This is a genomic window from Nocardioides salsibiostraticola (assembly GCF_054783655.1).
Genome location: NZ_BAAGQD010000006.1, coordinates 207,439 through 222,149, shown reverse-complemented (window position 1 = coordinate 222,149; position 14,711 = coordinate 207,439). Strand labels below are relative to the sequence as shown.

13 protein-coding genes are annotated in these 14,711 nt (G+C 65.4%); 1 reads left to right on the top strand and 12 read right to left on the bottom strand.

Annotated features, from left to right (window positions below; all coding sequences use genetic code 11):
• Positions 1-60 precede the first annotated feature (60 nt).
• The 10 genes from ACYVLV_RS05220 to ACYVLV_RS05175 form a co-directional block, all read right to left on the bottom strand.
• The gene (locus ACYVLV_RS05220) at positions 61-792 is read right to left on the bottom strand and encodes a hypothetical protein (RefSeq protein WP_460808220.1); all 732 of its coding nucleotides are present in this window, start codon (positions 790-792) and stop codon (positions 61-63) included.
• A complete protein-coding gene (locus ACYVLV_RS05215; protein ID WP_460808218.1) occupies positions 792-1,346 on the bottom strand; it encodes a hypothetical protein in 555 nt (184 codons plus the stop codon). Before ACYVLV_RS05215 ends, ACYVLV_RS05220 begins: the two co-directional genes overlap by 1 nt.
• Positions 1,336-2,604, bottom strand: a complete 1,269-nt coding sequence (locus ACYVLV_RS05210; RefSeq protein ID WP_460808216.1) for an MCE family protein — start codon at positions 2,602-2,604, stop codon at positions 1,336-1,338. Before ACYVLV_RS05210 ends, ACYVLV_RS05215 begins: the two co-directional genes overlap by 11 nt.
• A gap of 148 nt (positions 2,605-2,752) precedes the next feature.
• Entirely contained in the window at positions 2,753-4,192 is a 1,440-nt protein-coding gene (locus ACYVLV_RS05205) for an MCE family protein (protein WP_460808215.1), read from the bottom strand.
• The gene (locus ACYVLV_RS05200; protein WP_460808214.1) at positions 4,189-5,412 is read right to left on the bottom strand and encodes an MCE family protein; all 1,224 of its coding nucleotides are present in this window, start codon (positions 5,410-5,412) and stop codon (positions 4,189-4,191) included. The genes ACYVLV_RS05205 and ACYVLV_RS05200 overlap by 4 nt, the downstream gene beginning before the upstream one ends.
• On the bottom strand, positions 5,412-6,389 hold the full coding sequence (locus tag ACYVLV_RS05195; protein ID WP_460808213.1) for an MCE family protein: 978 nt from the start codon (positions 6,387-6,389) through the stop codon (positions 5,412-5,414). The genes ACYVLV_RS05200 and ACYVLV_RS05195 overlap by 1 nt, the downstream gene beginning before the upstream one ends.
• Positions 6,386-7,465, bottom strand: coding sequence for an MCE family protein (locus ACYVLV_RS05190; protein WP_460808211.1), 1,080 nt, complete (start codon positions 7,463-7,465; stop codon positions 6,386-6,388). The genes ACYVLV_RS05195 and ACYVLV_RS05190 overlap by 4 nt, the downstream gene beginning before the upstream one ends.
• Positions 7,465-8,790, bottom strand: coding sequence for an MCE family protein (locus ACYVLV_RS05185; protein ID WP_460808210.1), 1,326 nt, complete (start codon positions 8,788-8,790; stop codon positions 7,465-7,467). Before ACYVLV_RS05185 ends, ACYVLV_RS05190 begins: the two co-directional genes overlap by 1 nt.
• An 8-nt stretch (positions 8,791-8,798) precedes the next feature.
• Positions 8,799-9,638, bottom strand: a complete 840-nt coding sequence (locus ACYVLV_RS05180) for an MlaE family ABC transporter permease (RefSeq protein ID WP_460808208.1) — start codon at positions 9,636-9,638, stop codon at positions 8,799-8,801.
• On the bottom strand, positions 9,638-10,411 hold the full coding sequence (locus ACYVLV_RS05175) for an MlaE family ABC transporter permease (RefSeq protein ID WP_460808207.1): 774 nt from the start codon (positions 10,409-10,411) through the stop codon (positions 9,638-9,640). The genes ACYVLV_RS05180 and ACYVLV_RS05175 overlap by 1 nt, the downstream gene beginning before the upstream one ends.
• 201 nt (positions 10,412-10,612) lie before the next feature.
• Here ACYVLV_RS05175 and ACYVLV_RS05170 point away from each other — a divergent pair, with 201 nt between their 5' ends.
• Entirely contained in the window at positions 10,613-11,227 is a 615-nt protein-coding gene (locus ACYVLV_RS05170; protein WP_460808206.1) for a DUF1707 SHOCT-like domain-containing protein, read from the top strand.
• A 7-nt stretch (positions 11,228-11,234) separates the two neighbouring features.
• Here the strand turns inward: ACYVLV_RS05170 and uvrB are convergent, their stop codons facing one another.
• On the bottom strand, positions 11,235-13,370 hold the full coding sequence (gene uvrB / locus ACYVLV_RS05165; protein ID WP_460808205.1) for an excinuclease ABC subunit UvrB: 2,136 nt from the start codon (positions 13,368-13,370) through the stop codon (positions 11,235-11,237).
• Positions 13,371-13,413: 43 nt separating this feature from the next.
• Positions 13,414-14,670 carry a phospholipase D-like domain-containing protein gene (locus ACYVLV_RS05160; RefSeq protein WP_460808203.1) on the bottom strand — a complete coding sequence of 419 codons (1,257 nt, stop codon included), beginning with the start codon at positions 14,668-14,670 and terminating at the stop codon, positions 13,414-13,416.
• Positions 14,671-14,711 lie beyond the last annotated feature (41 nt).

Below are 14,711 nucleotides of genomic sequence, written 5' to 3'. Positions count from 1 at the left end.
AGGGCTCCTGTCCAGCCTGCGGACCACGGCCGGGTCAGAATCGCACCCGATCACACCGGTTCAGCGGGTTTCCAACTTCGACACCAGCCAGCCCCGATCGGTCTTCTCCATCGTGGCCACCGCGCGGTAGGGCGAGTACAGCGCCTCTCCCCCGTCCTTGGTCACGAACTGGTTCAGGAACAACAGCACCCGAGCCTGCTTGGACGACGCCGACATGACCGACTGGGCCACCACCGTGACCGTGACCTCGGTCTTCGCCTCGACGAAGGAGTCCTTGATCTGATCGGTCGTCTCGCGGTACTGCGCGGCGAAGGTCTCGGTCATGGTGGACGCCGCCGTCTCCACCTGCTCGTCATAGGTCTCATAGGACCGGGCGACGATCTTCTCGATCGACTCGGAGGCGGTCTCTACGGCGATGGAGCGATCCACCTCCGAGGCCACCACGGGTCGTTCCGTCGACACGATCGGCTCGTCGGCCGGAGGCCCGAACAGGTAGACGGCCTCGGCCACGAGGATCAGCAGCAGCGCCACGATGGCGACCACCAGAATCGGCGTCGATCGTCGGCTGGCGCGGGCTGCAGCGGGCTTGGCGGTCTTGGTGGTCTTGGTGGTCTTGGTGGTCTTGGGGGCCTTCGGGAGCGGCACCGGCGTGGGTGGCGGCGGCCCGGCGGTCTCCTCGATGGCGGGATCGCTCTGCGGCGGGTGAGATCGTCCGGCCACCTTGCGGGGCCGTGAGGTGGGAGTGCGGGAGCCGGGGGCGGGCCGACGACTCGGATGTGAGGAAGACGCCATCAGGCCACGAACTCCAGGTTTTTGGTCAACCATTCACCCTCGACCAGCACGAGGTCGAGTTGGAGGCGGAAGTTGCGCTCGACGGGCTTGCCTGCGGTCTGCAGGTTGGCCACCGTCCCGCTCGTGTAGGCGAAGACCCGTGCGCTGTCGTTGTCCAGGGTGTCCACCCCGGCCCAGACGACCTCTCCGTCCATCACGGACTCGTTCTGCTCGAGCACGGCGATCACACTCTCGGTGGAGGTGTCGTACTGCTCACGGAACTCACCGGTCGCGCCGTCGCGGACCCGTTCGATGCTCGCCTCGGCGTCATCGAACCGGATGTTCACGAAGGCCTCGGCCTCGGCCCGCGCAGAGGCGAGTACGTCGCCGTACTGTCTCTGGATCTGTGCGTCGTCACCCCGGTCGAGGTGGGCCTTCACGGAGAACGCAGCTCCTGCGACCGCGATGGCCACCAGCAGCGCGCACGTCGTGGCCAACACGATGAGCGTCGTCCCTGTTCGGCCGGGGGCGGCGCCCTGCTTCGGGTCGGCCTTCAACGTTTGCTCACTGGGCAACGGGGCCCACCAACAGCCATTTCCACGAGTCGTCTCCCAGGATGGACAGGTTTCCCGGATCACCGAAACGGACGGCCTCGCCGTTCACGTCGACGGCGCCGCTGACCACACCGGTCTCCGGGTCGTAGGAGCCAGGGTACGCACGTGTGGGGTTGGGGTTGTTCTTCGTCCCCGGCACGTTGGGCGTGCCCCGTTGGACGAACGGGTCACCGGCGGTGCACTTGGCCGGGAAGATCGGCGCATCGGTGAGTTCGTCTCCGCGGCGCCAGTCCTTCACGGGTTTGTAGCCCTGGGTGCACGGTGCCACCGAGTTGTCGGTCTGGAGGTTGACGTGCCCGAAACCGTCGGGTGTGGTGCCGGTGAAGCCCGAGGAGATCACTCGCGGGTAGGTCACGAGCAGTTGCTCGAGGCCGGCCAGGTGCGAGACGAGGACCTGGTTCACGCTCGTCGCGTTGCCCAGGAGGATCGGGAGCGTCGGCTCCAGGTCCAGCATCAGCTGGTTGATCTCGCGTGTGGCGGCGGGGGTCTGGTCGAGGACGGTGCGGATGTCGTCGTCGCTCTGGGCCAGGGCCCCTGTCAGAACCCGGAGGTCTCTGGAGAAGGACGTGATGTTCTCGCTGTTGTCCTGTTGCGTCCCGAGCACCACGCGGAGGGTGTCGAGCAGGTCGATGGTCTCCTCGGTGTGGGCGTTGGCCTCATCGATGAAGTCGCCGCCGTTGTCCAACAATCGCTGCAGCGGCCGGCCGGTGTCCTCGAAGAGCATGCCGAGCTCGCTGACCACGGTCCGCAGCGCCTGCTTGTCCACCGAGCTCACGAAGGAGTCGAGTTCGACAAGCAGTTCGGCCTCGTCGGTCGGGATGGAACCCTGGGAACCGTTGATCACGTCGCCGGTCTCGGCGTAGGGCCCGTCCTCGTTGATCGGTTCGAAGTCGAGGTACTGCTCGCCGACGGCGGAGAGGTTGTGCACGTACATCGGTGAACTGAGCGGGATCTGGGTCCCCTCCTCGAGATCCAACTTCAACGAGATGCCGGAGGTGGTGGGGGTCATGTCGGCGACCTTGCCGACCTTGACGCCCCGGTAGGTGACCGCGCTGCCTTGAAAGAGGCCACCGGAAACGGGCAGGGTCGCTTCGATCTCCAGACCGCGCCCGAGGACCTTGTCCACGAAGCCCAGGTAGGCCGCGGCGACGTAGACGATGCCGACGGCGCTGAGGACGAGGAAGGCGAGGATGCGTGCCTTGATGCCACGGTTAGTCATGAGGCCACCGCCTGAGGAAACGAGCGCAGCGAGGCCCGGAGGGTGCTGCGCCGAAGGACACATTCAGCACGCCATGAGGCCACCGCCTGAGGAAACGAGCGCAGCGAGGCCCGGAGGGTGGTGCGCCGAAGGACACATTCAGTCTGTGTCATGAGGATCCGCCCATCAGTGCGGCGTTGGAGTACGCCGAGGAGGGAAGCCCGCTGCTCAACGCGAGGTTGAGTTGGGAGGAGGTGCGGGGCAACCCACCCAACAGGTCCGGCAGGCCGGGGAGATCGGGTAGGACGAGACCCTTGACGGCGCCGGCGAGGACTCGGCATACCGGGTCAGTCTGGTTCTTCGGCTTCGAACACTCCTGGGTGACGGCCGCCTTGAAGGACCCGTTCCGCAACAGGGTGCGACAGACCTGGCTGGTGAGATCGCCGTCCTTCATGCAGCCACGCAGCTGCTTGACGGCAGTGGCAAGTGAGGGGATGGGCAGTTCGGGCAACTCAGGTAGTTCGGGCAGGTCGGGCAGATCCGGGAGCGGTAGGTCAGGCAGGAGATCGCCCAGATCCAGCGGGTCCCCGCTGGGGTTGCCCAGGAAGTTGTCCAAGGCGAGCTCCGCGCGGATGGAGGTGTTCGCGTAGTCGCCGCGGACGACTTCGGAAGCCTCCTGGGGGAAGGGAAAACTCAGCAGCAGGTTGAGGCCGGGGGCTAGGGCCTGGCCGGCGTCGTTGAGTGCCGCGAGGACCGGTCGGAGGTCACGCAGAGTCGCGAGCAGGTCCTTGCGGCTCGCGTTGATGACTCGGGTTCCGACCACGCCGAGGCGGTCGAGGGAGACCAGCATCTGCACCAGTTCGGTCTCCTGGTCCCCGAGCACCTTGATGGCCGGGCCGGTGGCGTCCAGGGCCGCGGTGATCGTGTTGCGTTCCGCGTTGAGGGTCGAGGTCAGGCTGTTGAGCGACTCCAGGGCGCGGATGATGTCGCCCTTCTGATCGTCCAGGGCTCCGACGACGTTCTCGAGTGATCCCAGGAGGGCTCGCAGTTCGTTGGTCCGCCCACTCATCACCTTGTTCAGTTCCGCGGTGATCGTGCCCAGTTGTGCCACTCCCCCGCCGCTGAGGAGGAAGGACAGCGCACCGAGGACCTCTTCGACCTCCGGGTTGCGGCCGGTGGCCTCGATCTCGATGGTGTCGCCCTCGCTGAGGCGTCCCACCGCAGGAACGTCGGTCGGGGCCTCGAGGGCGACGTACTTCTCGCCCAGCAGGCTCACCTGACGAATGTCTGCGATCACGTTGTCGGGTAGTTCGACGTCGTCGCGCACCCGCATGGTGACCTTCGCGTTCCACCCGATGCGCTCCACGTCGGTCACCTCACCCACGGTGACGTCATCGACGAAGACCGGCGAGCGAGGAACCACGTTGAGGATGTCGTCGAACTCCGCGGTGACCTCATAGGAGTTGTCCTCCCCGACCGGCGAACCCGGGAGCGGGAGGTCGTAGGCACCGTCGAACTCGCAGGCGCTGAGCGCGAGGACCCCAGCGGTGGCGGCGCCGATGAGGCCCATCCACCGAGGCGTGGTTCGTGAAGTCGTCCGGCGCCTCATGGGGTACCTCCCAGGAGACCCTCGAGGGTGTTGTTGATGCCGGAGGCGAACTGCTCCTGCGTCTCGATGGCCGCCGGTACGGACTCTCCGAGCGAGGGCTGGCGTTGCTTGAAGGGAAGCGGCAACTCCGGCAGTCCGCCGCCGTCCTGCTCGGAAGCCGCGAGGACCTGGGTGAAGATCTCGCAGGCGAGGTCCTTACCGGGGACGGGGATGGCGGACTGCTGCACGATCGCGCAGAGGAACCCGTCCACGTCGGCGATGTTGCCCTGCAATCCGATGCGCGAGCCGATGGAGCCGGACTCGTTGTTGAAGGCCAGGGTGAGGTTGCCGATCGCGACCGGTGCGGTGGCCAACGCGGTGTCGAGGCTCTCGCGCTCGGAGTTGATGGTCTTGACCACCCGGGTCAGCTTCTCGACGTCGGTCACCAGTGCTTCGCGGTTGTTCTGGACGAAGGTCTTGACCGTGCCGACCGCGTCGGAGAGGGAGGCGAGGACGGCCTGTAACTCATCGCTCTCGCCAGCGAGTTGCTCAGACACACCAGCCAGGTCTCGCATGAAGGCCCGGACGATCTCGTCGTTCTCGGCCAAGGTGGTGGTGAACTCCGCCAACTGCGTCACGGTCTCGAAGAGGTCTCCGCTGCCCTGTCCGAAGGTCACCGCCGCCGTCGAGAGGTTGCGGATCATGTCGTTGCCTCTGGCGCCGTTGCCCTTCAGTGCCTTGGCCCCGGCTTTGAGGGTGTTGTTCAGGGTGCCGTTCTCGTTGACGCCGTTCGGGCCCAGGGTCGTGGCCAGGTCACGCAGGGCGGTGTAGATCCGGTCGAGTTCCACCGGAACGCCCGTGTCGGCCAAGGCGATGTCCGCCCCGTCAGCCAGCACCGGACCCTCGGTGTAGGCCGGTCCGAGTTGCACGAACCGGTCCGACACGAGGGTCGGGGTGATGATGGCTGCCGTCGCTTCGGCCGGGACGTCGAAGGAGTCGTCGTACTCCATCTCCACACGCACCGAGTTCCCCTCGGGGACCACCGCGGTGATCGTGCCGACGTTGACGCCGAGGATCCGTACGTCGCTGCCCTGGTAGATGCTCACGGCTCGTGGGAAGTGTGCGGTGACCGTCTTGACCTCTTTGCCCTCACCGAGCATCAACAACACGCCGACGGCCAGGACCGCGGCCAGGAAGGCACCGACGACCTTGGTGTTGAGGACTCTCGAGAGACCGGTCATCACTGCTTCACCGGCACGAACTCGCCCGTGGGGATGGCCGCGAGGTTGACGGCGTAGGCATCGAACCAGGGTCCGGTCCCGATGATGTTCCCCAGGATGCTGGCGTAGGGACCGAAGGCTCCGAGGGTCGCCTTGAGTTCCTTCTCCTTGCGGATCAGCAGCGAGGTGAGGTCGTCGATCTCCTTCAAGGCGGGCCCGATCTGCTGTTGGTTGTCCGTGGCCACTCCGCGCAGTTCGTTGGCGAGGCGGCGGGCGTTGACGAGAAGTCGGTGGATGGCGTCCTTGCGCTTCTGGACCTCGGCGAACACCAGGTCGCTGCTGTCCATCAACTGCACCAGGTCGGTGCTGCGGTCGGCCAGCAGTGTGCTGACCTCACGTGAACTCGAGAGCAGACCACGGATCTCGTCGTCGCGCGACGAGATCGTCTCGGACAGTCGGGCGAGCCCGTCGAAGCTGGCTTGGATCTCGGGAGCGGAGGTGTCGATGGTTTCGGAGACGACATCGAGGGCTTCGACCAACTGAGCCTTGTCGATGTCTTCGGTGGTCGTGGTCAGGTCACCGAAGACCCCGACGATGTCGTAGGCGGCCTCGGTGCGTTCAACCGGGATCGGGGTGCTCTCGTCCAGCTGCCCCTCACCTGCGGGGATGATTTCGAGATACTTCTCGCCCAGGAGGTTCAGCACCTCCACCGACGCCCCGGTGTCCGGTCCGAACTCGACTCCCCCGTCCACCTCGAACTTCACCGTGACGGTGTTGCCCTTCAGCGAGAGGTCCTGCACGCGCCCGACGCGACGACCGGCGATCTGGACGATGTTGCCGACCCGCACCCCGCCCGCGTCGGTGAACTCGGCGCTGTAGGACGTGCCGCGGAAGCCGGGGAACTTCGACAAGTTGAAGGTGGCGGCGATGATCACGAGCATCACCATCATCGTCACCGCGCCCATGCGGATGATCTGGCCGTCGGTGTAGCGCTTCATGTGTTGCACCTCGGAGCGGTGGAGCGGAAGTTGATGGTGTTCAACTGTGCTTGGAGGGCCGTGAGGACAGGCACCGGGATCCCGCTGATCTCGGGAAGCACGATCTCGCCGGAGAATCCGCAGATGTAGTAGTTGTACCAAGACCCGTAGGTCCCGGTGCGGGTCTGGTCACTCATCGATTCCGGCAGCCGATCGAGCAGTTCCACGACCAGCTTCTTGTTCTGCTTCTCGGTCAACAGGGACGAGAGCTTCCGCAGTTCCGCGATGTCGTTCTTCAGCAGCGGGCGTCCGTCCTGCAACAGGTCCGAGACGACGACGGTCAGGTCCGAGATGCTCTCGAGCGAGGATCCGATGGCGTTGCGGTCCCGAGCGAGATCGGTCATGAAGTCGCGTAGTTCGACGACGAGCTCGGTGATCTGGCTCGAGCGGCTGTCGACCGTGTCGAGAGTGACCGTCAGGTTGTCCACGACATCACCGATGAGTTGGTCGCGGTCCGCGAGCGTGGTCGTCAGGGAGGCCGTCTTGGCGAGCAACCCCTTGACGGTGCCGCCCTCCCCCTGCAGCACCTGGACCAGGTTGAGCGACAACTCGTTGACCTGGTCGGGCTGCAGCGCGGAGAACAGAGGCTTGAATCCGTTGAAGAGCGTGGTCAGGTCCAGCGCCGGTGCGGTCTGGGTCATCGGGAGAACGTCGTCAGTCGTCAGCGGCTCGGCCCCGTTGTCGGCGCCCTGCTCGAGGGCGAGATAGCGGTCACCGACGAGGTTGAGGAAGCGGATCTCCGCACGAGAGGCGGTGGTCAGCGGAACGTCCGCTTTCACGCGGAAGGTGATGATCGCGTTGTTGCGCTCGAAGGCCTCGACGCTCTTCACCTCACCCACGCTCACGCCGGCGACTCGTACGTCGTCGCCCTTCTTCAGGGAGGTGGCGCTCGAGAAGACGGCGGTGTATTCGCGACCGTCGCCGAAGCCGATGTTCCCCATGATGGCGGCCAACAGACCGGTCACCAGCAGGGCAACGACACTGAAGATGCCGAGTTTGATCGCGGCGATCGTGGTGGTGGCTCTACGGCTGGCCATCAGGACTCACCCCTGACGACCGGTCCGTAGAGGAGCGAACCCAACGCCCCGTAGGAGTCGGCCGCCTGACCTGATTCGCCGGCCAGGAGGGCGTTGATGATCAACTGCTCGGCTTCGGTGCCGGCGTACCCGCTGGCGACCCCGGAGGGGGGCACGGGGGCGGTGTATCCGGGGGCAGGGCGTTGGAAAGCGGCCGGGGTCGGGCTCGTGGGCGGGTTCTCGTCGATGTCGCTGCCGTTGTCGAGGCCGATCGGCGGGGCGGGGATCTCCGGATTCGGCAGACCCAGGCACCAGGGGCCGTGTCCGACCTCGCCGTAGACCGGCTGGTCGTCCTTCGTGTAGGGGCCGTACTGCGCGGTTCCGAACTCGATGAACTGTTTGACCTCGTTGCCCTCGAAGGTCTTCGCCAGCAGCGGTTTGTACTTGGCCGCGCCCCGGATCAGGCACGGGAACTCCGGGGAGTAGACCGCGAGGAGACGGAGCACCGGGGCGGTGACCTCGCCCACCCGGATGATGTTCGCCTCGTTGTCGTCGAGCACCCGGGTGGTGGTCTCGGCCAGGCCGCTGAGGTCACTGAAGAAGACGTCGAGCTCCTGACGCTTGGCGGTCACGGTCCTGCTGGTGACCGTCAGGTTCCGCAACACGCCTAGCAGGTCGGGCGCCGCGATGTCGTAGGTGTTGGCGACGTCGGCCAGTCGAATCATGTCTTCGCGCAGCGTCGGCAGGCTGTCGTCGATCACCTCGGTGTACTCGCCGAGGTCCACCAGGGTCTGACCGAACTGATCACCGCGGCCCTCGAGGGCGGTGTCGAGGGCGTTGAGGGCCATGTTGAGATCGGCAGGACGCACCGCACGAAGGAGCGGGAACAGGTTGGCCAGGATCTGGCTCAACTCGACGTTGGTGCGAACCCGGCTCGAGGGGATCTCCCCGCCGTCGGCCAGGGCGGTTTCGGAGGGCTCGTCGGGTATGACGAACGAGATGTACTTCTGACCGAACAGGGTCGTCGGCAGGATCTCGACCTCGGTGTTGTCCGGGATCTCGACCTGCGGTTCGAGAGCGACCCGGATCGCGGCCTCCTGGTCGATCTGCTCGACCGAGCGGACCTGTCCGACCAACGCACCGTTGAGGCGGACGTCGCCGAACTTGGCCAGTTGCAGACCAGCCCGATCGGCCCTGATGGTGATCAGGTTCGCGGAGGTGAACGCCTTGTTGTAGATCGCGATGGAAAGACCGATGAACAGCGCGATGGAGGTGAGGAACACGATGCCGGCGAGCAGGAGACGATTGTGTTCCCACTTGCTGTCGTGGTGGATGTTGACCAACATGGCGCCCCCTACCCCGTGATCCGGACGGTGGTGGTCGAACCCCAGATGGCGAAGCTGAGGAAGAAGTCGGCCACGACCGTGAACACGATGCTGGTGCGGATCGCGCGTCCCACGGCTGTGCCGACTCCCGCCGGGCCGCCCGAGGCGGTGTACCCGTAGTAGCAGTGGATCAGGATGATCCCGACCGCCAGGATCAGCAGTTTCACAAAGGAGTACAAGATGTCGATCGGCGGCAGGAAGGCCTGGAAGGCGTCGTCGTAGGTGCCGGGCGACTGTCCGTAGAGATAGATGACGATGAGCCTGGGCGACAGGTAGGAGGCGCTCAGCGCAACGATGTAGAGCGGGATCACCGCGATGAACGCGGCAACGATCCGGGTGGTGACCAGGAAGGGCAGGGACGGGATTCCCATCACCTCGAGGGCGTCGATCTCCTCCGAGATCCGCATCGCTCCCAGGCGCGCGGTGTAGCCGCAACCGACCGTCGCCGCCAGCGCGATCGACGAGACCAGTGGGGCGACCTCACGGGTGTTGAAGTAGGCCGAGATGAAGGCGGTGAACTTCGCGACGCCGAGTTGGCTCAAGGATGCGTACCCCTGGATCCCCACCTCGGTGCCGGAGAAGAAGGCCAGGAAGGCGATGACTCCGGTGGAGCCGGCGATCAGGGTCAGTCCCCCGGTGCCGAAGGCGACATCGGCCAGCGTGTTCCGGATCTCGCGGGGATAGCGGCGAATGGCGCGGGGGGCCCACGCCAGGGCCTTGATATAGAAGGTCAGCTGGTCGCCGTAGGTCTCCAGTGACCGACGGGGCCCGGCGGTGACCGAACTGGCGATGGATCCGATGGTGGCCATCACAGCCCCGGAGGTGGAATGACTTGGAAGTAGATCGCGGTCATCACGGCGTTGAGGAAGAAGATCAGCATCAACGCGATGATCACCGCTTCGTTCACCGCGCGTCCGACTCCGCTGGGACCACCGCCCGCGTTGAGGCCCTTGTAGGCGCCCACCACGGCGGCGAGGAATCCGAAGACGAGCGACTTGACCAACGCGATGATCAGGTCGGGCAGGGTCGCCAGGGCGGTGAAGGAGGCCAGGAAGGCACCCGCCGAGCCACCCTGAACCAGGACGGTCAGCACGTAACCTCCGCCGATACCGGCGGCGATGACGACTCCGGTGATCATCACCGCGACGAACATGGTGGCCAGCACGCGAGGTGCGACCAGGCGCTCGATCGGGTTGATGCCGAGCACCTCCATCGCGTCGATCTCTTCGCGGATCTTGCGGGCACCCATGTCCGAACAGATGGCCGATCCGGCCGCGCCGGCGATGATCAGAGCGGCGGCGATGGGGGCAGCCTCGCGGACCACCGCCAGGACCGCGGTCGCTCCGGCGAAGGACTGGGCCCCCAACTGTCCGGTCAGGTTGCCGACCTGCAGCGAGATGACGGCCCCGAACGGGATGGAGACGAGCATCGCCGGGACCAGGGTCACGCTTGTGATGAACCAGGCCTGTTCGATGAACTCACGGAACTGGAACGGTTTGGTGACGATGACCTTGGCCACCTGGACCACCATCGCGGTGATCTCGCCGGGACCCCGGAGAATCGACACAGGACTGAACGCCACAGTAGCCAACCTCCCCATAGTCCTGGTGTACCGACGATCACAGAATAGAACGTGTTCTCGTTGTGTCAACGCCAACACGTTGCGAGTCCGCCACCTGGAATGCGCATCCCCATGCCTCGGTGCCCCTGGAGAGTACGACGGATGGCTGGCCGGGGCAGGCAAATCACGATTCCCACCCGACTCACCGGCATACTGATCGTGATGAGGCCGCAGATCGATCCATGGGCGTCTTTCGCCCACGATCCTCGAGATCCCGCGCTCGGCTCACTCCGGGCCGCGGACGCTGATCGCGACCTGGTCCGAGCGATTCTCGCGACCGCCTACGCCGAGGGGCGCCTGTCCCGGACCGAGTTCGACGAACGCAGTGATGGGATCGGACAGGCCAGGCTCCTGGGTGATCTTCCGCCATTGATCCGGGACCTCATCCCCGGTCGACCCATCACACTGGCGCCCCTGGCGTCGGCCACCGACCAGGACCTCCAGGGGGTCGCCGAGGTCGCCTACCGGACGGCGCGACGCCGCGCTCTCCTGGCCTTCCTGGGCCCCACCATCATCTGCTGGGCGATCTGGGGTGCCATTTTCCTCGGCACCGGCGACCTGGGCTTCATGTGGCCACTGATCGTGATGGCGGCGACGCTGGTCGGCTTCCTACGTCTCGCGATCGGACACGAGGAGTGGGTGGCCGAGGAGGTGCGCAGGTTGGAGAAGAAGCGTGCCAAGCAACTCAAAGGACGCAACCGGCAGCGCATCTTCGGTCAGATCCGCGACCAGATCGCTCCCCCGCGGCGCGACCGCGACCACGAGATCGACGACTAGTGGCCGACTAGTTGCCGCCGACCTCGATCATCTGACGCAGTTCTTTCTTCAGGTCACCGATCTCGTCGCGGAGTCGAGCGGCGAGCTCGAACTGCAGTTCGGCCGCCGCCCCCTTCATCTGGTCACTCAACTCCTGGATCAAGGAGGCCAGCTCGGAACTCGGTAGCCCGGCGAGGTCCTTGGCGTGCTTCCCGGACATGCTCTCGCCGAGCGCGGGAACCGGCTGCCGCTTTCCAGCCCGGCCCTTGGCCTCGGTGCCGGCCCAGGTGGCCAACAGTTCCTCGGTGGTCTCGTCCTCACGGGCCAGCATGTCGGTGATGTCGGCGATCTTCTTGCGCAACGGCGTCGGATCGATGCCGTTCTCGGTGTTGTAGGCCACCTGCATCTCGCGGCGCCGGTTGGTCTCCTCGATCGCCCGCTCCATCGAGGGGGTGATCCGGTCGGCGTACATGTGCACCTGCCCCGATACGTTGCGGGCCGCGCGCCCGATCGTCTGGATCAACGACTTGTCGGAGCGCAGGAAGCCCTCCTTGTCAGCGTCGAGGATCGCGACCAGCGACACCTCCGGCAGGTCGAGTCCCTCACGCAGCAGGTTGATACCGACCAGGACGTCGTAGGCACCGAGTCTCAGGTCACGGAGCAGCTCGAGACGTTTGAGGGTGTCCACCTCGGAGTGCAGGTAGCGGGTTCGGATGTCGGAGTCGAGCAGGTAGTCGGTGAGGTCCTCGGACATCTTCTTGGTCAGGGTGGTGACCAGCACCCGCTCGTTGCGTTCGGTCCGGGCCCGGATCTCACCGATCAGGTCGTCGATCTGACCCTTGGTCGGCTTGACCACGACCTCGGGGTCGATCAGCCCGGTGGGCCGGATGATCTGCTGGACGACGTCGGGGCGCCCGTCGGCTCCGGTGACCTTGTCGAGCTCGTAGTTGCCCGGAGTCGCGGAGAGATAGATGGTCTGACCGATTCGGTCCAGGAACTCTTCCCAACGCAGGGGTCGGTTGTCCATGGCGCTGGGCAGTCGGAAGCCGTGATCGACCAGGTTGCGCTTGCGGGACATATCGCCTTCGTACATCCCGCCGATCTGCGGAATCGCGACGTGGGACTCGTCGACGACCAGCACGAAGTCTTCGGGGAAGTAGTCGATCAGACAGTTCGGAGCCGTGCCGCGGGCCCGCCCGTCGATGTGCATCGAGTAGTTCTCGATGCCGGCACACGAGCCGATCTGTCGCATCATCTCCACGTCGTAGGTCGTGCGCATCCGCAGCCGTTGTGCCTCGAGCATCTTCCCCTGGCGCTCGAAGGTGGCCAGCTGCTCGGCCAACTCGGCCTCGATGCCGGTGATGGCGCGCTCCATACGTTCGGCCCCGGCGACGTAATGGGTGGCGGGGAAGACGTAGAGCTCCTGGTCCTCGGTGATCACCTCTCCGGTGACCGCGTGGAGGGACATCAGGCGCTCGATCTCGTCGCCGAAGAACTCGATGCGCACGGCATGCTCCTCGTAGACCGGGAAGATCTCGAGGGTGTCGCCGCGCACCCGGAAGGTGCCGCGGGTGAACGAGAGGTCGTTGCGGGTGTACTGGATCTCCACGAGGCGCCGCAGGATCGCGTCGCGGTCGTGTTCCTCGCCGACCTTCAGCCGCAGCATCCGGTCGACGTATTCCTGCGGGGTGCCCAGACCGTAGATGCACGACACCGTCGAGACCACGATGACGTCGCGGCGGGTGAGCAGCGAGTTGGTCGAGGAGTGCCGCAGCCGTTCGACCTCCTCGTTGATGGAGGAGTCCTTCTCGATGTAGGTGTCGGTCTGAGGCACGTAGGCCTCGGGCTGGTAGTAGTCGTAGTAGGAGACGAAGTACTCGACTGCGTTCTGGGGGAAGAGCTGTCGCAACTCGTTGGCGAACTGAGCGGCCAACGTCTTGTTGGGCTGCATCACCAGGAGGGGGCGTTGGACCTGCTCGGCGACCCACGCCACTGTGGCGGTCTTGCCGGTGCCGGTGGCTCCGAGGAGCACCACGTCCTGTTCGCCGGCCTGGATCCGCTTGGTGATCTCGGCGATGGCCGTCGGTTGATCGCCGGACGGCTGGTAGTCGGACTCCACCTTGAAGGGGGCGACACGACGTTCGAGATCGGTGACTGGACGCATGAAAGGAGCCTACGACCCGGCACCGACAGTGCCATTTTCGACGCTACAACAACGGGCGGAGGGGGCCGAGAACGAACTCGGTGAACTTACGGTGCAGATCGCGTGCTTCCCACTCGGCCTGGGTCAGTTCGAGGCAGTTGGTCTCGTCCACCGCGAAGATGTCTTCGAGGGTCCGGGCCAGTTCGGGATCGATGATCTCCACGTTGATCTCGTAGTTCCCCTGCAGGCTGAGACGGTCGATGTTCGCGGTGCCCACGGTGCTCCAGGTGCCGTCGACCGTAGCCGTTTTGGCGTGCACCATGGCGTCCTTGTAGCGGAAGATCCGGACGCCGGAGGAGAGCAACTGGGAGAAGTACCCGCGGGAGATCCAGTCCGCCACGATGTGGTTGGACTTCAACGGGAGCAGGAGTCGGACGTCGACACCCCGGCGTGCCGCATCACGCAGGGCGTCGACGACGTCCTGGTCGGGCGTGAAGTAGGCCTGGGTCATCCAGATCCGCTTGCTGGCGCGGTTGAAGGCCTCGAGGTACATCGATCGGATGGGGAACATCCACAGGCGCGGGATGTTGCGCTGAAAGCGAATGTGGGGTTCCCAGGTGGATGCGGTCTCCAGCATCAACGGGGGCTCGCTGGCGCGCAGTCTGCGACGGCGATTGAGGTTCCAGAAGTCGGCGAAGGCCCGTTTGAGATCCCAGACCCCCGGCCCCGTGATGCGGACGTGCGTGTCCCGCCACTCGGTCTCGTAGGGAGAGCCGATGTTGTAGCCCCCCACGAAGCCCGCCTCATCGTCGACGACGAGGATCTTGCGGTGGTCGCGGCCGTACCGGCTGAGATCGAAGAAACGCCAGCCGGCGGAGTAGACGGGGTAGCGAAGGACCATCATGTTGGCCGGGAAGTGCTTGAACAAGGGCGAGACGACCATGTTCGCGAAACCGTCGTAGATGCAGCGCACCTCGACCCCACGATCAGCCGCGGCGGCGAGGGCGGACTTGAAGCGCTCCCCGGTCTCGTCGCCCTTCCAGATGTAGGTCTCGAAGAGGATTTGGTGCTGGGCGCCGTCGATGGCCTCGATCATGTCGTCGTACAGATCTCGGCCGTAGGTGTAGGTCGTCACCGATCCCTCGCCGATCGCAACCGTGCTCGGCGGGCTGACCGGAAACGGTTTGCCCTTCTTGCCTCGACGTCGGTAGGAGTCGACCAGTGACATCCCGATCGCGAGAGCCATCTGCACCCCGAACACGGCCAGAAAGATGCGCCGGGCTCGGCGCAACAGACGCTCGGCTCCTCGACGTGTTCTCACAGGGGACAACCTACTGATCCTTCCTCCCCCGGGGGCGGGGG